This window comes from Arthrobacter sp. fls2-241-R2A-200 (assembly GCF_030209745.1).
In the GTDB taxonomy this organism is placed as follows: domain Bacteria; phylum Actinomycetota; class Actinomycetes; order Actinomycetales; family Micrococcaceae; genus Arthrobacter.
The window spans coordinates 193,835-213,097 of the sequence record NZ_JARVRJ010000011.1 but is presented as its reverse complement, the minus strand read 5'-3'; the positions used below and the strand labels follow the sequence as shown (position 1 = coordinate 213,097).

Below are 19,263 nucleotides of genomic sequence, written 5' to 3'. Positions count from 1 at the left end.
TCGCTGGGCTCATAACCCAGAGGTCACAGGTTCAAATCCTGTCCCCGCAACTGAAGAAAAGGTCCGGATCACATTGGTGATCCGGACCTTTTTGTTTGCCCTCGTTCGACGTGATGCCCTTGTCGCCGTGCTTCACGAACAAGTGCGGAAACCGCGACGCCGGAGGTCGCTTTGAGTCGGCAGGGGAGGCCCTTGGCGCGTTCGAGTGATCTCGAGCACCTTGCCCGCATATCGTCACTTGCGCCTCCCAGGGTGGGGTAGAGTAGTTCTTGCGACGCGGGGTGGAGCAGTTCGGTAGCTCGCTGGGCTCATAACCCAGAGGTCACAGGTTCAAATCCTGTCCCCGCAACTGAAAAGAAGGTCCGGATCACATTGCTGATCCGGACCTTCTCGTTTATCTAATCCCGGCTCCTTCTTTGCATCGATAGTGACCGCCAACCCAAAGCGCAGTGCTAGCATCGAACGCGGATTGGCGGCGCGCAGAATTGATGGGATCCAACATGGTCAGCGAAGACTACGAACTCGGCAACGGCCGGCAAGTCCTCCAGAGAGACGGCCCCATAGCTGTGTATCAGCAGGTGGCGGATGTCCTCATGGAACAGGTGAACCGTTTGGAGCCAGGCGCACGGCTTCCTACTGAAGAATCGCTGATGGATCTGTATGGGGTCAGCCGCACCACCGTCCGCAAGGCAATCGAGGGCCTGGTGGTAAAGGGCCTTGTAGTGCGTAGGCAAGGCAAGGGCACCTTTGTCATGGCCCAGCGCCCCGTGCGCATGCTCAACCGACTGGCGCCTTTCATGGAAACCTTCACCGCGGCCGGAATGAAGACCGTGAAGGGTCTCATTGAGTACAAGTGGATGGAGAAGGACCGGACGGTTCCTGCCAAGCTGGTGTCCGATGACAATCTGGTCTTGGTGATCCGCCGATCCTATTCGAGCGCGGGGTGGCCGTATGCCATTGCGGAGATCTTCATACCCTCGCACATCGGCCGGCACATCAGCCTCGCCGATGCAGAGCGGAACTCCATCTACCAGGTCATTCAAGATCGGACCCGCAAGCCCCTGCAGCGGGCCGAAATCACGGTGACAATGCAAGCACCTCCGGACCACTTGGCAGACGCCCTCAATGTTCGTGCATTCCCGGTGGTGCCTCGTCTGGAGCGAACCACCCTGGGCGCCCATGGCGAAGTCTTGGAGTGCACGGTGACGTACTTTCATCCAAAAGGGTTCGAGATCAGGGCCGAAGTGGCCACAGATACAAGCACCGGTCCGTCCGCTACGAGCGCTCCGGCTTAGACTACGAGCGCTCCCGCTTAGACAGGAGATGGTCGGACCCGAACAGGATCCGACCATCTCCTTCCTGCAGTGCGGGAATGCCTACGCAATTCCCCAAGCTGCCCTACAGCTTATCGAAGTCGGCTTCGTCGATGGTCGCCTCGGAGGCGGCGGGGGCGCCGGCAGAAATCGCGGGCTTGGAGCCGCCAGACTTCAATGCGGCCAGGCGGGCCTCGATCTCGGTCTGCTCTCCAAGATCCTCCAGCTGGTTGAATTGCGCGTCGAGGCTGGAGCTGGCCAGCTCCTGCTGGCCGAGTACCTTTGCCTCTTCGCGACGGATCTTCTCCTCGAAACGACCCACTTCGCTGGTGGGGTCCATGATGTCGATGCTCTTGAGGGCATCGTGGACCTGATTCTGTGCCGCGACCGTCTTGGAACGGGCCACCAGCTCGTTGCGCTTGGCAGTGAGCTGGTTCAACTTGTTCTTCATCTGGTCAAGGCCGGTTTTGAGCTTGTCCACAACCTCGGACTGGGAAGCGATGCTGGGCTCTGCGGTGCGCGCTTCAGACTCAGCGGCCATCTGGCGTTGAATGGCCACCTTGGCGAGGTTATCGAACTTCTCGGCGTCTACTGGGTTTCCAGCGGAGCGGTACTCGTCCGCTTTCCTGGACGCAGCCAATGCCTTGTTGCCCCAGTCTTGGGCGTTCTTGATGTCCTCGTTGTAGTCCGCTTGGAGCATACGGAGGTTACCGATAGTCTGCGCGACCGCCGACTCGGCTTCGGCAATGTTGTTTGTATAGTCGCGAACCATCTGATCCAGCATCTTCTGGGGGTCCTCAGCCTGATCGAGCAATGCGTTGATGTTCGCCTTTGCGAGCTGAGAGATCCGGCCGAAAATGGACTGCTTAACCATGGTGTTGCCTTTCGTCCTGCTCAGTTTTTTTACTGAAGTCAGTGATCAGTTGTTGTACCGCGTCGAGGTGGGCGAAGGACCCACGTGGTCTGTTGGTTAGAAGCTGCCGGAGTCACCGCCGCCGAAGTCTCCGCCGCCGCCGCCGAAGTCGCCACCCCCGCCGAAATCTCCGCCGCCGCCGAAGTCTCCGCCACCGCCGCCGAAGAAGCCTCCGCCGTCGTTGTGACCGCCGCCCCAGCCGCCACTTCCACCATTGAGGATGGAGTTAATGAGGATGCCGCCGAGGATCGCTCCGCCTAGACCACCACCACCACCGCCAAACATCCCTCCGCGGCCATAACCTTGGCCGGCGTAGCCGAAGTGGTCTACGTCTGCCTGGGCCAGTTGTGCCGCTTGCGCCGCTAATGAGTGCGCTTGTTGGGCATAGGTCAATGCGGTCACGGGGTCGTTGCGCGAGATGGACAGCGCGTAGTCGACGTTGCGTTGTGCCTCAGCAAGACGCGTGCGAGCTTCAGTGCCGACACCTCCACGCCGGGCCGCGATGTAGTCGGACGTCGCGCTGATCTGCGACTGCGCAGCCATGATGGTTTGTTGCATGGCGGCCTGCGCGCGCCGTGCCTGCTCTTGCTGGTCCCGGATGCCGGACAGCGCCTGATCCAAAGCCTGATGCGCCGAGGACACGCGCGCGAGGGTCGCAATGGGATCGATCTTGCCACCTTGAATCTCGGCCTGGACCTGGGCCAATGCAGCCTCGACGCCAGCAACAGGGCCGGCCAGTTCAGGGTGTTGCCCCGACTGAATCATTGCCCGGGCTTGAGCCAAGTCCTGGCTTGCCTCTGCCACGGCACCTTCGAGGGAGTTCCTTGCCTCATCGAGGCTCGCCGCTGTCTTGGAGATCGCATCGATCAGGACTGTGGTTTGATGCAGGCCCTGCTCTGCTGCACGGACGGCGACGGCGGCCAGGCTGTTCTCACCCGACGCCAGCTTCTCTTGGGCGGTCGCGGCAGCGTGCTGCACAAAGGCCAGACGCTCTTTGGCCTGCAGGATGTTATCCGAAACTTGGGTCAAAGCCGACTCTGCGTATTTGGTACGCAGGTTCTCAAGGGATTGCTCTGTACCGGCGATCCTGGCCTCGGCGTCCCTGGCGCCGCTCGTCACGGCGGCGAGGGCTTGAGGAGCGTTCTTCTCCAACTCCCGCAGGGAGTCAAAGTCTGCCTTCTGGTCACGCAGCGAGCTGAGGGCGGCTTCCGAACGACGGATGATTTCACCGAGCCAGCTACGTTGCTGCTCTTCTGTGTCCGGGATGTGGTCATCAAGCTGTTGCTGCAGCTTGAAAGACTCCGTCATGTGGTCTTTTGCCTCTTGGAGGGCTTTGGTGAAATTGACGACGGAGGCATCACCGTATTGGGCCTGGGCGAAGCCCAGTTCCTGCTCGCTGGACTTGATGGCATCATCGGCTTCGATCAGGAGGGAGCCGCTCTTTTGGCGCAGCTCAGGAATGCTGAGGCCGGCAAGCGGATCGAGTTGTTGCCCTTGGGGGCCGTAGCCGGCACCGGTTGCTGCGCCGTTCTTCTTGCGTCGGTTGCGCGAGTAGAGATACGTACCCGCACCGCCCGCGGCAACGACGCCGACGCCGACCAACACACCGACGCTTCCGTTTCCGCTGGGCACGCTTCCGCTTCCACCGCCGGCCGCATCGCCAATGGCTGCCGCTGTATCAATGGCCGCCTGGGCATAGTCCCTCTTGCCACCGCCCAGGTTTGCAGCAATAGCGTTCTGGGTGATGTTGGACCGCTTGGGATAAATGGCGCTGGCGGAGTTCGGCGCAAAATAATATTGGCCCGAGGTGGAAATGGCCAGAATGACGTCGGCCGGTCCCATGCCCTTCTTTGAGGCAACGGCCTGGCCCCACGCTTGCGGGGATGACGGGTTGTCGAAGGAGTTAACAGTTACAACATACAAGTTGTACTTGTGGTCCTTCAGGGTCTTTTGGATGGCGTCCTGGACCTCGGCCTTGCGGCCGCCCAGAACGTTGGCATTGTCAACGATGTTCTGGCCGGTTGGAATTGTCACCGGATCCTCTGCCCAGGCCGCAGCCGTTGGCAGTGCCAACATTCCAGCCAAGCCAATGACGGCGAGTACGCGTGTAATTATCGACCGCATGTGCAACCCTTCAGCACGTCTGCGACTGGGACAAGGCGTACCAATCGTCACAGAATGCTCAGCGCCCCCACGCATGGTGTGTAAAGCCGCAGGTCGCTGTGGCAATTCCTCTTGATTCTATGGTGCACCTCCGGGAGCGTCCACAGCGGTGAATATGCCACCAGCGAAACACTGGAGAGAAGTTGATGACTGGCTCGTTACTGCGGTTTGTTGCCATCGATCCCGTAGCGCCGAGACCTCGTACATGACTTCCAGCAAGCTCCCAGCGAACGTCCGCTTATGATCCAGTAATTGGGTACATAGTTATGGAAGACGAGGATGAAAGGAAGTCCCATGACGGAGAACCCAGCGCAGGGCAATGCACCAGAGAACCGCGAGGCGTCTGAGCCGCGGGACGTAGAAGGAACCGCGAACAGCGGTGCCGCTACGTCCCAGTCCGCCTGGAACTCCGGGCAGCAACAGGGTGGGCACGACGGAACCCATGCCGCCACCCCATTGCCGGCATTCCAGCCCCCGACCACCCAGATGCATCAAGCTGGCGGCGCAACACCGTATCCGGGTCCGGACCAGCAAAGCGGCCAGCCCCAGAACCCAGGGCAGCCCCAGAACCCGAGCCAACCCCAGAATCCGGGCCAGCCCCAAGCTCCCGGCCAGTTCCAAGGCCCCGCCCAGCCACAAGGCCCCTACGGCGCACATCAGGGTCCCGACCAGCGCCCGGCCTACCAGCAGCAGCAACCGTTCTACGGTGCTGCCAATCCGACCACCGGCCACACCGCCCCTCAGTTCCAGAACACCGGGCAGTACGGCGCCCAGCATGGTGGCATGCAGCAAGGCCACGGGCATTCCTCCGGGACGGCTCCCAAGCGCAAGCCGGCCTTCGGCGTCGGGACCCTGGTGGCGAGCATGCTCGCCGCAGGGCTCATTGGCGGCGGCGTGGTGGCAGGGGGCAATGCCCTGTGGGAGCACCCGGCACCCGCTGCCGCCACCGGTGCGCAGTCCAGCACGGTGATCGTCAATAACAAGGACGACGTCAATGCCATCACGGCCGCTGCAGCCAAGGCGTCGCCGAGCGTGGTGACCATCAAGGCCACCAGCGGTAGCCAAGGAGGTACGGGTTCCGGCATCGTTCTTGACGACAAAGGACACATCCTGACCAACACCCACGTAGTGACATTGGATGGCGCGGCCTCCAACGCAGCCATTGAAGTTCGGACGAGCGACGGGAAGGTGCTCAAGGGCACTGTGGTGGGCACCGATCCGTTGTCGGACCTGGCTGTTATCAAAGTCGACGGCTCCGGTTTGGTACCCGCCGCACTGGGTGACTCATCGAAGGTCAACGTGGGGGACACCGCCGTCGCAATCGGTGCACCGTTGGGCCTCACCGGAACGGTAACCGACGGCATCGTCTCCACCTTGAACCGGACCATCAGCGTGGCCTCTTCGGCAGCGCCGCAGAACGGAACCGATAACTCCCAGGGAGGCGGCCAAGGTTTCCAGTTCGCGCCCCCGAATGGTAGCCAAAGCCAGACGACGGCGGGCGCTGCTTCGATCTCCATCAACGTGATCCAGACAGATGCGGCCATCAACCCGGGCAACTCCGGTGGTGCGTTGGTGAACAGCAAGGGCGAGATCATCGGCGTCAACGTGGCGATCGCTTCGGCTGGAAGCGATACGTCAGGATCTTCTTCGAGCGGCAACATTGGCGTGGGATTCAGCATTCCGATCAACAACGCCAAGCGGGTGGCTCAGGAGATCATCGACACCGGCAAGGCCAGCCACGCCCAGTTCGGTGTGTCGGTGCGGGCGAAGACCTCCACCGGAAGTGATTCGGGCTTCTCCGTCGGGGCCGAAGTGGCGGCAGTCACCTCGGGTTCTGCTGCGGCGAAGGCCGGGATCAAAGTGGGCGACGTCGTGACCAAGTTCGGCGATTACGCCATCAGCGACCCCGATCAACTGACGGCGGCAGTTCGCGAACAACCGGCCGGTTCCAAGGTCAAGGTGACCATTCAGCGCGGGGGGCAGTCCCAGGACCTCGACGTCACTTTGGACGCCGCACAGCAGTAAGGGCTCCTGAACAAGGAGACACATGTAAAGCACGACGGCGGGCCGCACCTCTTCGGGGGCGCGGCCCGCGGTGGTATCACGGTGCCCTCTACCGGGCCATGCCGGGAGCGCCGTCATGGCCCCGGTCAAGCACTTGGCTAAACGGTCCTTAATGCGGAGAGTGGATTTCCCGTGGCAATATGCTTAGCTAGGACGAGCCCACGCGCTGGGCAGTACATGGCCACGCTGCTGCGGTTGGCCGTCCACAAGCATGGAAGGCTGCTTCGAAGACAGTGGAAGAGACATTGAAGATTGTCGTTCTGGTCAAGCACGTCCCTGACGCGCAGTTTGACCGGCACATTAATGGGCCCGGAAACACGACTGACCGCGCCGAAAGCATTTTGTCCGAACTCGATGAATACGCTCTTGAGGCTGCACTGCAGTTAGCGGAAGAGCGTGGCGGCCCCAAGGCGGGCAATGAGGTCATTGCCCTGACCATGGGTCCCGCCAGCGCTGTTAACGCGGTCAAGAAGTCGCTCCAGATAGGGGCTTCCTCCGGGGTGCACCTCAGTGATGATGCGTTGGCCGGATCGGATGCGGCCGCTACGTCCTTGGCGCTGGCGGCAGCGGTACGCCACTTGTCTGCTGATGGGCGCCCCGTGGACCTGGTGCTGACGGGGATGGCTTCGACGGATGGTGAAACTTCGCTGGTTCCGGCTCAGCTGGCCGAGCGGCTGTCTTATCCGCAACTGACTTTCGCCTCCAGTTTGGAAGTTTCCGGCAGCACCGTGGTGGGCCGCCGTGACGCCGGATCCTTCTCCGAGACCGTCGAGGCCCAGTTGCCGGCAGTTGTTTCGGTGACTGATCAGATCAACGAGCCGCGGTACCCGAACTTCAAGGGCATCCTTGCTGCCAAGAAGAAGAAGATCGCGACGCTGACCTTGGCCGACGTCGGACTGGACCCTTCGCAGGTGGGCCATTCGGGTTCCTGGACTGTCGTCGAGTCCGCGGACCCCCGTCCGCCGCGCACGGCAGGGACCATCATCACCGACGAAGGCGACGCCGGCATCAAGCTGGTCGACTTCCTGGCCGCACAAAAGCTGCTCTAAGGGGACTCTCATCATGGCAAATGCACTTGTATTCATAGACACCCCGGGGGCCGTTCTTAAGAAGAGCAGCCTCGAGCTCCTGACGATCGCCCGCTCGCTGGGGGAGACGGCCGTCGCCGTTGCCGGCGAGCTGTCCGACGACGTCGCCAAGCAGTTGGGTGCCTACGGCGCCTCAACCGTTTACCTTCCCTCGGGCGGTGACCTCGGCGAGTACTTGGTTGGTCCAAAGGCCGCCTATTTGGCTGCAGCTACGACAGCCTCCGGTGCAACCGCGGTCCTTCTGGACAATTCGCCGGAGGGTAAGGAGATCGCCGGGCGCCTTAGTATCAAGCTGAACGCAGGCGTGATCACGGACGTGGTGGGCGTCGAGGCAGACGGAACGGCGCACAAGTCCGTCCTTGCCGGCTCGTACACCACCACGGCCAAGGCAACCACCCCGGTGGCTATCCTTTCGGTCAAGGCCAATAACGTGGAACCCGAGCCTGCTGCTGTCGCCGTTTCCCCCGGGACCGCCACCATTGAGGTTCCAGCCGATTCCCTGGACGGTGCCGCACGCATCACGGCCAGGACCGAGAAGCCTGTCAGTGGGCGCCCGGACCTGAGCGAAGCAAGGATCGTCGTTGCAGGCGGCCGCGGCGTGGACGGCGACTTTGGGCCGGTTGAGGAATTGGCGGATGCCCTAGGCGCGGCAGTGGGTGCTTCCCGCGCAGCAACCGACGCCGGCTGGATCGGGCATGATGCCCAGGTGGGCCAGACTGGCGTGACCGTCTCGCCGCAGCTCTACATCTCCGCCGGCATCTCCGGTGCCATCCAGCAGAAGGCCGGCATGCAAACGGCGAAAGTCATCGTCGCCATCAATAAAGACCCGGAGTCGCCCGTCTTCGAGATCGCCGATTACGGCATCATCGGCGACCTCTTTGACGTCCTGCCCCAGGCAACAGCCGAGATCAAGAAGCGGAAAGGCTGATTCATTTGCCTCTTGACGTTCAGTCAGCAACGAGCCCGTTCGATGCCTCCAAGGAGCGCGTCGAGCGGGTCCTTTGCTTTACGGCCCACCCTGACGACATTGACTTTGGAGCCGCCGGAACCATCGCTGCTTGGACAGCGGCCGGCGTGGAGGTGAGCTACTGCATCATGACCGACGGCGACGCCGGTGGTTTCGATCCCGTGGACCGTGAGCGCATTATCGAGCTCCGCGAAGAGGAACAGAGGAGGGCAGCAGCGCTGGTAGGCGTCCACGATATCCACTATCTTCACGAGCGCGACGGATACCTCGAGCCCTCCCACGGTGTCATCAAGCAAGTGGTGGCCCTTATCCGCAAGATCCGTCCTGACATTGTCCTCACCATGCATCCCGAGCGGAATTGGGACCGAATCCAAAAGAGCCACCCCGACCATCTGGCCGCTGGTGAGGCTGTGACCCGAGCCGTGTACCCCGCCGTCGAGAATCCCTTTGCCTATCCTGAGTTGGCTGACGCTGGACTGGAGGCCTACAAGCTTCCCTGGCTATGGTTCATCTCCAGCCCGGAGGCTCTGGAGAACCATGCCGTGGATGTCACCGAGCACGTCGACGCCAAGGTGGAGGCCATTCGTGTCCACGCCAGCCAGCACCCCGACGTCGAGCGCATGGAACGCGTGGTGCGGGACATGCTGGGGGCAAACGGCCAGCGCGCAGGATTGCCGGCAGGGTCCAGTGCTGAGTACTTCCACGTGGTTGCTGTCAACGGCAGCGCGACGATTGCCGGCTTCTGAAATTGCCGATATGTAACCTGTGTCATATGCTGAATCTCGGTTAAATCATATTTATTCAGGAGAGGCAGTGTTTGATGGCGAAGACTGCGCAACAACCCGTTCTGGTGATCATGGGAGTTTCCGGTTCGGGCAAGTCGACCGTGGCCGGTGTACTGGCCGGCAAGCTGGGGTGGGACCTTGCAGAAGGAGACGACCTTCACCCAGAAGCCAACGTGGCAAAGATGCAATCCGGGCAGGCACTCAGCGATGAGGACCGTTGGCCTTGGCTTGAGATCATTTCCCGCTGGATCAAGGAACACACTGAGGCCGGAAAGCCCGCGATCATCACGTGCTCAGCACTAAAGAAGAAATATCGCGACGTGCTTCGTGGCGAGAACGTTGTGTTCGTTTTCCTGGAGGGCAGCCGGGACAAGATTTCCGATCGCTTGGCGTCCAGGCACGGCCATTTCATGCCGCCCTCCCTCCTTGAGTCGCAGTTTGATGCCCTCGAGGAACCCACGGAAGAAGAAAATTACATGTCATTGTGTGTTTCTGCGTCACCTTCGGAAGAAGCGGACCAGGTCATTAAGCACCTCGGGCTCAGTCCCGTCGGTCACAGCCCAGAGGAATCGGCATCATGAGTTTTATGCAAGCAGCAACCAAGGCTGAAGCCTGGACGGGCCACGATACGCAACTCCTTGTTGTGGCGGCGATCGGTATCGCGCTCATTGTGGTGCTCATTGCCAAACTGAAGTTCCATCCCTTCCTGGCGCTGGTCCTCGGGTCGGCCTTCGTAGGCCTGGCCTCCAATGTGGAATTGGCCAAGGTCGTCAGTAACTTCGAGGACGGAGTAGGCGGTGTCCTCAAAGAAGTCGGACTCCTCATCGCCCTAGGAGCGATGCTCGGGAAGCTGTTGGCAGATTCGGGCGGTGCCAACCGTGTTGTGGACAGTTTGCTGGCCAAGGCCACTGGCAACAAAGTGGTGTGGATGATCACGCTCGTGGCAGTCATCATCGGCTTGCCCATGTTCTTTGAAATCGGGTTGGTCCTTCTGCTTCCGGTGATTGTCCTTGTGACGCAGAGGTCCCAGATGAAGCTGATGCGGATTGCCATCCCTGCACTGGCTGGGCTGTCCGTGCTGCACGGCCTTGTTCCGCCCCACCCCGGTCCATTGATCGCAATCAGTGCCGTCAAGGCTGACTTGGGAACAACCTTGGGGCTCGGCATCTTGGTGGCCGTTCCAACCGTCATCATTTGTGGACCGCTGTTCTCCCGGCTTGCCGCGCGTTGGGTCCCCGTTGATGCTCCGGCAGTAGCCGGCGGCATCGATACCAAGCACACGGCGGACCTTAGCGACGTCAAGCGCCAGCCCTCGTTCCCGGTGACGCTCCTGACGATCATTTTCCCTGTTGTGCTGATGCTCTTGAAGGCGCTCGGCGACATCATTTGGCCCGACGCCGGCTCGGCCCCCGCCATTCGGACCTTCTTCGACTTCGTCGGCCAGCCCCTGGTTGCCATGACGCTGGCAGTGCTCTTGGCCATGGTGACGTTTGGATACGCGGTCGGTTTCAAGGGCAGCTCGATCACCACAAGGCTCGGTCAGAGCCTTGGCCCCATTGCCGGGATTCTGTTGATCGTTGGTGCAGGTGGCGGCTTCAAACAAACACTGATCGGCGCAGGCGTCGGCGACGCAGTCAAGAAGTGGGCTGAAGGTGCCAACATGTCCGTGCTGGTGCTCGGCTTCATCGTGGCCGTTGCCCTTCGCTTGGCCACAGGCTCGGCCACGGTCGCCACCGTGACAGCGGCTGGTATCGTTGCGCCGCTCGCGAGCAGCCTTAGCCCAACTCACGCTGCCCTGCTGGCCTTGGCCGTCGGCGCTGGCTCGTTGTTCCTCTCGCATGTCAACGACGCCGGATTCTGGCTGGTCAAGGAACTCTTTGGGCTGACCGTGGGGCAGACGTTCAAAACGTGGTCAGTCATGGAAACGCTGATCTCCCTGGTCGGGTTCGCGTTCGTGATGCTGCTCTCGCTCGTCATTTAGCCGAGCGACCTGCCTAGGCGAAGCCAAACAAAAGTACGACGGCGGCCGCGCACCGAAAGGTGACGGCCGCCGTCGGGCGTTAAGCCTGCCGCTGGTGGCGGGGTGGCAATCGGTGAAACCGGTTAGGCGGCCAGCGTGACCACCAGGACCGGCGGCTGGGTTGGTTGTTTCGAGCCCCCGGCGGGCTCCACGGTGATGGCCACCGAAGAAGCGGAGGACAGTCCCTTGACTACGGCCGGTTTGGTGAGGCCCTCGGCGTCCATGGTGCCTTGCGAAACCGGTGCAGAACCGTCCTTGGGGAGAGTCCAGAGCTGGTAGACCTTGCCGACCGGTGCAGGGGCCACCCCCTTCATTTGGACTACGAAGGAATCCTTGGTTGAGGATTCAGAGACCGTGGCCGTGCCCCCGCCTGGCACTGGAGCGGACTTCGCTTGGACATCCTGTGCCTGCAGGACTTGGTTAACGGGGTCGCTCTGGGTGGAGACATAGGTACCCACGCCGATTCCACCGAGCGCAATTACCGCCGCTGCGGCTGCGCCAACAATCCAGCGGCGAGCAGTGGCCGGGCTCCGTTTTTCGGCACGCTTGGCACGGGCAGCCGCGAGGTCGGCAACCACCGGTTCCCGCCCCTGGATGGAGGGGGCAGGAGTTTCGACGGCGGCATCGGCAGCAATGCGCTCCACGATGTTATTGAAGAGGCTGGCCGGCGGTTCTTCTTCCGGAGCGAAGCTGACGGCCAGGGCTTCACGCGCCTGACGGACCCGCTCATGGAACTCGGGGGCATCCGGCGCGTCCTTGATGTAAGCGTCGATCATGTCCCGCTCTTGGTCAGTCAGAGCGTCGAGGGCATATATTTCTGCCAATTCGAGGACCCTGCCCTCGGAGAGGTCGGTAGCGATGTCATTGGCAAACATTCGTCGCATAAAGCTTCCGCCCGCGTTGTCGGTCATTTCAGCTCACCCCCAAGCAGGTCTTCAGCCGCAGGAGTCCATCGCGGATGCGGGACTTAATGGTGGGAACGGCGGCGCCCAGGCGCTCAGCGACTTCCCGATAGGTCAGGCCGCCGTAGTACGCGAGGCGGACCGATTCCCGCTGCGTGTCAGTCAGGGTGCCAAGGCATCTGCTGACGGCCTCGGCTTCCAATGCTGTATCGGCCTCTTCGACAACTAAGTCCCGATCCCTGTCCTGGCTTGCCGCTCCGTATTTCGCTTCCCGGTCCGTCGCGGCCTGGACTGCCCGCACGCGGTCTATGGCGCGCCGATGGGCGATTGTCATGAGCCAGGCCAATGGACTGCCGGCGGCGCGATCGAAGCGCGCAGCACCTTGCCAGACTTGGAGGTACACCTCTTGGGTGGCGTCCTCGCTGAGGTCGGGATCCACAAGAACCCGCTTCGCCATGCCAAATACTCGCCTGGAGGTGAGGCGGTAGAACTCGGCGAAAGCCCGTTGATCGCCTGTAGCCACCAGCCCGAGCAACTCCGTCAACTGGTTGTTGAGGTCCGCGGCTGGGTTGGGGGCCTCAAAGACTGCGGGGCCGGGATTGTTGGGGGTGTCCATCACTGTCCAGCATATGTCGTCGGCATCGAAAGCGGCAGCATGCCTACTTTGTGTTGCGGGCGGCTGGGGCATTGTGGTCGCTGCGGCACGCAGGCTGGCTGTTGCGGCCCTGACCTTCAATGCGCTCACATCGGCTCCCTCATTGACCAGCGATGGACGGTGTATCCATGCATAGGGTATTCGGTGCGGCGGCGCTGTTGGATGGGCCTAGATCTGCGCTCCGGAAAACCCGTTTTGCCGCCATGCCTCGAAAACTGCGATGGAGGCCGCGTTAGCCAGGTTCAAGGATCGCAGGGTGGGCCGCATGGGCAGCCGCACCCGGGCCGTGACGTGGGGGTCCTCTTTCAACCACGAGGGGAGCCCGACGGACTCCGGTCCAAACATCAGGACGTCTCCGGGCCGATAGCTGATGTCGGTGTAAGAAGTGTCTCCATCGGAGGTAAAAGCGAAGACCCGCTCAGGCTCCAGTGCTTTCCACGCGGCGTCGATGTCAGGATGCACGGTGACGACGGCGAGGTCGTGGTAATCAAGCCCGGCCCGCCGGAGCTTGGCATCGGAAAAGTCGAACCCGAGCGGTTCCACCAGATGGAGCTCCGCTCCGGTGATGGCGGCCAATCGAATGGCGTTCCCCGTGTTGCCGGGAATTTCTGGAGTGTGGAAGAGGATGCGGAACACCGTCCTATCCTAGCGAGCTACGGAGGTGCACGCCGACTCATCGTTGCCCGGCTGGTCCTTCGGAGTGCGTGACTAGTGCATTCCGCGCAGCAACCTGGCAAGGACCGGGACCACCACGGTGTTGGGTGCAGGACCCGAACTGAGGAACTGCTTCAGCCCGCGGGCCAACCCGGCTCCGTTGACCACTTCCACCGCCGCGGGACTGGACGAACCTTTGCCGTGCCAATCGATAACGGGTTGGTGGAGATTGCCGTCCGGGCTGTGCAACACCACCCAGCCTGTCACGTTCAGTTCCGGAAAGATGTCCTGCATATGCCGAACGGTGCTGGCCAATTGCGGGGGTGCGACGGACCTGCTGCCATTCCTCAGCGAGATACCGTCCCAGGCGTAGGCGCCCTTGGGCAGCAACATGGAGTCGACCAAGGCCAGCCGGTAACCCGAGAGGACTGCATGGTCGATGTGGCTGTTGTCCGCTGGTGCGCGCAGACCATTGATGAGCCGGGCGGCAGGGATGGCGAAGAGAACCTGCCGACTGATCAGCTGTACCGTCCGCATCTCGCGCTGGATCCGTGCCTCCGCGCCGAACAGGCCACGCTTGCGCGGCAGCCCGTGAACCTGTGTCGCCGCCTCTGACGCCGGTATGAGCGGTACTTCCCGCGGGTCCTCGAACGATGGAACGTAGACCGGGGGATCACCAGCTGTGCTGCCCGTCCTGCCAGGAGTTTGATCGCGCCGGACATGGGCCGTGGTGCTAGGTCCCGGAGCCCGAGCGCCTTGGTAATCCCCGGGGCGTGACTGATGGTGTTGAAAGTCTCCGGCGCCATACCTGCGGTCATAGTCAGCGCGCCGTTCGGGGTCGATCAGTGTTTCGTACGCAAGGGTTACCCGCCTGAACATCTCGGCTTCACCGCCGTGATCGGGGTGTGAAACCCGGGCAGCCTTGCGATAGGCCGCTTTGATTTCTTTCTCGGTCGCCGTCACCGGGACCCGGAGGACCTGGTAATGCGAACTGCTGACGTCGGCCAAGCACAGGCCCTTCTCGTTGATGATCGTTCCCCGGCAGGGGCGGTAGTGGCAAGTTTATCCAGCCACCTACTGAACGAAGCATGCATAGGTTGTGGTTCCCGATCGCCGCAAGTAAAGCAGTAGATGTTGTTTTTAGAGATATCCTTGCCCTATGAGCTCCACCCGATCCGCCTGGCGCCAACGGATCTCGGCAATCGCTTCACTGGATGATGAGATGCGGAGGCGTCTCTTCGCCTACCTCCGCCAAGCTCAGGACGCGGTGGGCCGCGATGAGGCCGCCCGCGCTATGGGCATTCCGCGCAGCACGGCGTCTTTTCACTTGGATCGCTTGGTGCGGGCAGGGCTGGCCGTTGTCGAGTTCAGGAAGCAAGCTGACAAGGGTGGCCCGGGCTCGGGGCGGCCTGCCAAGTTCTACCGCCCGGCGTTGAACGAGGTAGTGGCGTCAGTGCCCGAGCGCCAGTATGACGTGGCGGGAGACCTGTTGGCCGCCGTCGTGGCACGTTCGTTGCCCGGACGGGTTCCCGTGGGTGAGGCGCTGCTGGAGGTTGCGGAGGAGAAGGGCCGGGAGTTCGGCCGGCCGGGGGATGTGGCGGGCGCCCTAGCGGACTTGGGTTATGAACCTGCCCCGCAGGAAGACGGCGGATATCGCCTCCTCAATTGCCCCTTCCATCAGCTCTCCCAGGACCACCCGGATGTGGTTTGTGCCATGAACGCTGCCTTACTGAAGGGGACGGCGACAGCATCCGGGTTGGCTTCGGGCGTTGTCCGCCCCGATCCCGGCCCGGGCCATTGCTGTGCACGGATCGATGCGCCCGGTCATCGTCCCGAGGATGCGCACAATTCCGCGGTACCGGATCACCGGGATCGGTAGAATTACAGGGTGCCTGTATACCTTGACCACGCTGCCACCACCCCGATGTCGCCTGAAGCTCTTGCCGTCATGACACGCGAATTGGCGCGGACCGGCAATCCGTCGTCATTGCACGGGGCCGGCCGTCGCGCCCGTCGGGCGGTGGAAGACGCCCGCGAAACATTGGCCGCGGCAGCAGGTGCCCACCCCTCGGAAGTTATTTTCACCTCGGGCGGGACAGAGGCCGACAATTTGGCGGTCAAGGGCCTCTACTGGGCCCGCCACGACGAAGACCCCCGCCGGACCCGCATCCTCTGCTCCGCCGTCGAACATCACGCCGTCATGGACACCGTTGAATGGTTGGAGCGGCATGAAGGCGCCGAAGCCGTATGGCTTCCAGTGGACCACAGCGGCACTGTGGCGCTGGAGACCGTACAACGTGAAATCGACAAGGACCCGGACTCGATCGCGCTCATAACCGTCATGTGGGCCAATAACGAAGTCGGGACCATCCAGCCCATCCCGGACATCGTCGAAATGGCCAAACCGCACGGGATTCCGGTGCATTCGGACGCGGTACAGGCGTTTGGGTCCGTTGCCGTCGACTTCCGGGCTTCAGGACTGGCCGCCATGTCGGTCTCCGGGCACAAACTGGGTGGGCCAGTGGGGGTCGGCGCGCTCTTCTTGGGGAGGGCCGTGAAGTTGACGCCCGTGCAACACGGCGGCGGCCAGGAGCGCGACGTCCGGTCCGGAACGCTGGATACACCGGCGATCGCTGCTTTCGCGGCTGCTGCGGCCGCGGCAACAGCGCATCTGGGGGAGGAACGCGAGCGCATCAGCGCGCTCCGGGACCGCCTGATCCGAGGCGTCGAAGAAGCCGTACCGGACGCTGTTCTCAGGGGCGCCGCAGGAAATGGTCGCCTGCCAGGAAATGCACACTTCACGTTCCCGGGGTGTGAAGGTGATTCCCTGCTCTTCCTGCTGGACTTGGCAGGTGTGGAATCCTCAACGGGCTCAGCATGCACCGCCGGTGTGCCGCGGCCCTCGCATGTACTTCTCGCCATGGGCCTGGATGAGGATACTGCCCGGGGAGCCCAGCGTTTCACCTTGGGTCACAGCTCCACCGAGGCAGACGTGGACGCGCTCCTCACGGCACTTCCCGGCGCGTGTGCCAAGGCCAGGCAGGCGGGCATGGCCGGTCACGAATCAACCATTCAAACGGCGGCAACCCTCGCACGGCAGGGTGTTGCGCCCTCGTAGGACGCGGGACGAGCCGTTTCGGCGAGTCTGGCCGCTACCGCGGCAGTAAGTCTTCCAAGGCGGTCCCGGCATCGATAAGGCGGGCACGGTCCACCTGCACGCGCCCCGCGATCAACGCCTTGATGGGCTTTTGCACTCGGCTTTGGTTGACGCTCATCCCTGCGACCACCTGCCCCTCCCTGACCCAGAAAGCGATAAAGCTCCCCTCCTCCAGCGAACCCCTGATCAGGGGAACCAAGCCGGAGGACAGCGCCGGGAATCCCGAGTATTCCATGCTGGTGCTGAATTGGTCGGTGTAAAAATAGGGCACGACATCCAGGACGGCATCTTGTCCGAGCATCGACCGAGCCGCCACTTTGCCGCCGTTGAGGGCATTGGCCCAGTGCTCGCTGCGTTGGTGCTCACCCGTGAAGGGATGGAGGGCGTTGGCGACGTCTCCTGCCGCGAAGACGTCAGGGGCGCTGGTTCTCAGGCTCGCGTCCGCCAAGATTCCATTGCGGAGCGTCAAACCGCCGGTCTCGGCGAGCGCCGTGTCGGGGACGACTCCGACGGCGATCACAACGACGTCCGCTGGCAGTATTTCACCGGTGTTCGTGCGCACGGCTGTTACCCGGCCGTCGGTGCCTTCAATCGCGGCAGCGCTCGCCGGTAGCCGGAAGCTGACCCCTTGGGCCGTGTGTAGTTGCTGGAAATACTTGCCCAACTCCGGGCCGATCGCCGCGCTCAGGGGAATGTCTTCGAGGCCTAGGAGCGTCACGTTGTTTTCGTAAGTACGTGCCGCCGCGGCCAGCTCCATGCCGATCCAGCCGGACCCGATCATGAGCACGTTCCGGCCTCCGCCCTTGATGAGCGATTGCAGTTTCAGGCTGTCGTCAAAGGTGCGGAAGGTCATGGCACCGTCGAGTTCGGACCCGGGTAGCGGGAGGTGGCGGGGCTGGGAGCCGGTGGCCAGGAGTAGTTTCGAATACGGGAGGACGCGCCCATCCGCCGTCGTCACTCGGTGCGCTGCGGTATCGATGCCCGCGGCTCGGCTGCCGAGGAGAAGTTCGACGTCGTGCTCCGAGTACCAGCCTTCTGGAACTACGGGCACAGCGTCCTCGTTCGCCTTCCCAAGGAGAAACTCCTTCGATAGGGGAGGTCGAAGGTAGGGGATGCGCTCTTCAGCGCCCAAGAGGAGGATTCCGCCGTCGTAGCCGTCCGCGCGCAGGGTCTTGGCCGCGGTGGCGCCGGCAAGCCCTCCGCCAACGATGACCATTGGTTCCTGTGTCATGTCAGCTCGATTCTAAAACCAGTAGTTTTGACTTTAGAAGCCGCGCCCGCCTCCGTCAAGGGATTTAGCGCGGGTGTGGTAGAGCGAGCTAGAATGGATGGTCGCTTGCGTCTCGATTTAGACCGATGCGACCCGATATCTACCCATCTTGAAATAACACGAAAGACAGCATGCGAGTACTTGCAGCAATGAGCGGCGGAGTGGACTCCGCCGTAGCCGCCGCCCGGGCCGTTGAGGCAGGGCACGACGTCGTCGGGGTCCACCTTGCGTTGTCGCGGATGCCCGGAACCCTGCGCACAGGGAGCCGGGGTTGCTGCACCATCGAAGACTCCCGCGATGCGTGGCGTGCCTGTGACGTGCTCGGCATACCGTACTACGTCTGGGATTTCTCTGAGCGCTTCAAAGAAGACGTCGTCCAGGACTTCATCGACGAATACGCTGCTGGCCGGACGCCCAACCCCTGCATGCGTTGCAACGAACGGATTAAGTTTGCCGCGTTGTTGGAGAAGGCCATCGCGCTGGGCTTCGATGCCGTGTGCACAGGGCACTACGCCAAGGTGATCGAAGACTCCGATGGAAACCGTGAATTGCACCGCGCGGCCGACTGGGCCAAGGACCAGAGCTACGTTCTCGGTGTACTGACCCACGAGCAACTCAAGCACTCCATGTTCCCGCTGGCCGAGACGCCCTCCAAGGCGGAAGTTCGGGCGGAAGCTGAGCGGCGGGGACTTTCTGTGGCCAATAAGCCTGACAGCCACGACATCTGCTTCATCTCCGATGGTGACACCCGTGGCTGGCTGGCCGAGAAGATCGACATGACCACCGGAGACATCGTCGACGAAACCGGCGCCAAGGTGGGCGAACACCCCGGGGCCAACGCTTTCACGGTGGGCCAGCGGCGCGGCCTGAAGTTGGGGACGCCGGCAGCGGACGGTAAGCCGCGATTCGTCCTGGAGATCCGCCCCAAGGAAAACAAGGTGGTGGTGGGCCCCGAAGCGCTCCTGGCCATCGATGAACTCCGCGGGATCAAGGTTTCCTGGGCAGGGCTCCCTATCCCCGAGGTTGAAACAGGCGCCGATTTCGAGTGCTATGCCCAGGTCCGGGCACATGGGGACCCGGTCCCCGCTGTTGCTCGAGTGGAACGTGTCCCCGCTGCATCAGGTGTGGACAGGCCGGAGCTTGTGGTCACCCTGACCGATCCCTTGCGCGGTGTGGCTCCCGGCCAGACTGTTGTCCTGTACCAGGGCACCCGCGTTCTTGGACAGGCAACCATCGATGCTGCACGCTCCCTCCAGAGGCAGGTCCTCTAGCGTCACCAGCCTGCCACAGTCGCGCAAAGCTACCCGTAGGT

At 62.4% G+C, this 19,263-nt stretch carries 17 protein-coding genes and 1 tRNA gene; 11 read left to right on the top strand and 7 right to left on the bottom strand.

The window, feature by feature from the left end:
- The first annotated feature begins 275 nt into the window (after nucleotides 1-275).
- Nucleotides 276-349 (top strand) — tRNA-Met (locus QRN42_RS14185).
- Between the two features lie 151 nt (nucleotides 350-500).
- Nucleotides 501-1,295: a GntR family transcriptional regulator gene (locus QRN42_RS14180; protein ID WP_284979782.1), complete on the top strand. Its 795-nt coding sequence runs from the start codon at nucleotides 501-503 to the stop codon at nucleotides 1,293-1,295.
- Between the two features lie 103 nt (nucleotides 1,296-1,398).
- On the opposite strand, the gene QRN42_RS14175 is transcribed toward QRN42_RS14180, so the two are convergent.
- Nucleotides 1,399-2,187, bottom strand: a complete 789-nt coding sequence (locus QRN42_RS14175; RefSeq protein WP_284979781.1) for a PspA/IM30 family protein — start codon at nucleotides 2,185-2,187, stop codon at nucleotides 1,399-1,401.
- A 96-nt stretch (nucleotides 2,188-2,283) separates the two neighbouring features.
- Complete coding sequence (locus QRN42_RS14170; protein WP_284979780.1) at nucleotides 2,284-4,350, bottom strand: TPM domain-containing protein; 2,067 nt, start codon at nucleotides 4,348-4,350, stop codon at nucleotides 2,284-2,286.
- A gap of 333 nt (nucleotides 4,351-4,683) precedes the next feature.
- On the opposite strand from QRN42_RS14170, the gene QRN42_RS14165 reads away from it, so the two are divergent.
- The 6 genes from QRN42_RS14165 (at nucleotide 4,684) to QRN42_RS14140 (ending at nucleotide 11,274) form a co-directional block, all read left to right on the top strand.
- The gene (locus tag QRN42_RS14165) at nucleotides 4,684-6,414 is read left to right on the top strand and encodes a S1C family serine protease (RefSeq protein ID WP_284979779.1); all 1,731 of its coding nucleotides are present in this window, start codon (nucleotides 4,684-4,686) and stop codon (nucleotides 6,412-6,414) included.
- A gap of 284 nt (nucleotides 6,415-6,698) precedes the next feature.
- On the top strand, nucleotides 6,699-7,502 hold the full coding sequence (locus QRN42_RS14160; protein WP_284979777.1) for an electron transfer flavoprotein subunit beta/FixA family protein: 804 nt from the start codon (nucleotides 6,699-6,701) through the stop codon (nucleotides 7,500-7,502).
- A 13-nt stretch (nucleotides 7,503-7,515) separates the two neighbouring features.
- Nucleotides 7,516-8,469 (top strand): electron transfer flavoprotein subunit alpha/FixB family protein, encoded by a 954-nt coding sequence (locus tag QRN42_RS14155; RefSeq protein ID WP_284979776.1) that lies wholly within the window; start codon nucleotides 7,516-7,518, stop codon nucleotides 8,467-8,469.
- A gap of 5 nt (nucleotides 8,470-8,474) precedes the next feature.
- Complete coding sequence (locus tag QRN42_RS14150) at nucleotides 8,475-9,254, top strand: PIG-L deacetylase family protein (protein ID WP_284979775.1); 780 nt, start codon at nucleotides 8,475-8,477, stop codon at nucleotides 9,252-9,254.
- Between the two features lie 74 nt (nucleotides 9,255-9,328).
- Nucleotides 9,329-9,874: a gluconokinase gene (locus QRN42_RS14145; protein WP_284979774.1), complete on the top strand. Its 546-nt coding sequence runs from the start codon at nucleotides 9,329-9,331 to the stop codon at nucleotides 9,872-9,874.
- A complete protein-coding gene (locus QRN42_RS14140) occupies nucleotides 9,871-11,274 on the top strand; it encodes a GntT/GntP/DsdX family permease (RefSeq protein ID WP_284979773.1) in 1,404 nt (467 codons plus the stop codon). The genes QRN42_RS14145 and QRN42_RS14140 overlap by 4 nt, the downstream gene beginning before the upstream one ends.
- A 122-nt stretch (nucleotides 11,275-11,396) precedes the next feature.
- Here the strand turns inward: QRN42_RS14140 and QRN42_RS14135 are convergent, their stop codons facing one another.
- The 4 genes from QRN42_RS14135 to QRN42_RS14120 form a co-directional block, all read right to left on the bottom strand.
- The gene (locus tag QRN42_RS14135) at nucleotides 11,397-12,224 is read right to left on the bottom strand and encodes an anti-sigma factor (RefSeq protein WP_284979772.1); all 828 of its coding nucleotides are present in this window, start codon (nucleotides 12,222-12,224) and stop codon (nucleotides 11,397-11,399) included.
- A 1-nt stretch (nucleotide 12,225) separates the two neighbouring features.
- Nucleotides 12,226-12,831 (bottom strand): ECF RNA polymerase sigma factor SigK, encoded by a 606-nt coding sequence (gene sigK / locus QRN42_RS14130; protein ID WP_284979797.1) that lies wholly within the window; start codon nucleotides 12,829-12,831, stop codon nucleotides 12,226-12,228.
- A gap of 207 nt (nucleotides 12,832-13,038) precedes the next feature.
- Nucleotides 13,039-13,506: a tRNA (cytidine(34)-2'-O)-methyltransferase gene (locus QRN42_RS14125; RefSeq protein WP_284979771.1), complete on the bottom strand. Its 468-nt coding sequence runs from the start codon at nucleotides 13,504-13,506 to the stop codon at nucleotides 13,039-13,041.
- A gap of 72 nt (nucleotides 13,507-13,578) precedes the next feature.
- On the bottom strand, nucleotides 13,579-14,532 hold the full coding sequence (locus QRN42_RS14120; protein WP_284979770.1) for a J domain-containing protein: 954 nt from the start codon (nucleotides 14,530-14,532) through the stop codon (nucleotides 13,579-13,581).
- A 151-nt stretch (nucleotides 14,533-14,683) separates the two neighbouring features.
- Between QRN42_RS14120 and QRN42_RS14115 the strand changes: the two genes are divergently transcribed.
- Together QRN42_RS14115 and QRN42_RS14110 are read left to right on the top strand one after the other, a co-directional pair.
- Nucleotides 14,684-15,403, top strand: a complete 720-nt coding sequence (locus QRN42_RS14115; protein ID WP_284979769.1) for a helix-turn-helix transcriptional regulator — start codon at nucleotides 14,684-14,686, stop codon at nucleotides 15,401-15,403.
- Between the two features lie 9 nt (nucleotides 15,404-15,412).
- Nucleotides 15,413-16,642, top strand: a complete 1,230-nt coding sequence (locus QRN42_RS14110) for a cysteine desulfurase family protein (protein ID WP_284979768.1) — start codon at nucleotides 15,413-15,415, stop codon at nucleotides 16,640-16,642.
- Nucleotides 16,643-16,676: 34 nt separating this feature from the next.
- Here QRN42_RS14110 and QRN42_RS14105 read toward each other — a convergent pair whose 3' ends face one another.
- A complete protein-coding gene (locus tag QRN42_RS14105; RefSeq protein ID WP_284979767.1) occupies nucleotides 16,677-17,912 on the bottom strand; it encodes an NAD(P)/FAD-dependent oxidoreductase in 1,236 nt (411 codons plus the stop codon).
- A 170-nt stretch (nucleotides 17,913-18,082) separates the two neighbouring features.
- On the opposite strand from QRN42_RS14105, the gene mnmA reads away from it, so the two are divergent.
- The gene (gene mnmA / locus QRN42_RS14100; RefSeq protein WP_284979766.1) at nucleotides 18,083-19,222 is read left to right on the top strand and encodes a tRNA 2-thiouridine(34) synthase MnmA; all 1,140 of its coding nucleotides are present in this window, start codon (nucleotides 18,083-18,085) and stop codon (nucleotides 19,220-19,222) included.
- The last annotated feature ends 41 nt before the right edge of the window (nucleotides 19,223-19,263 follow it).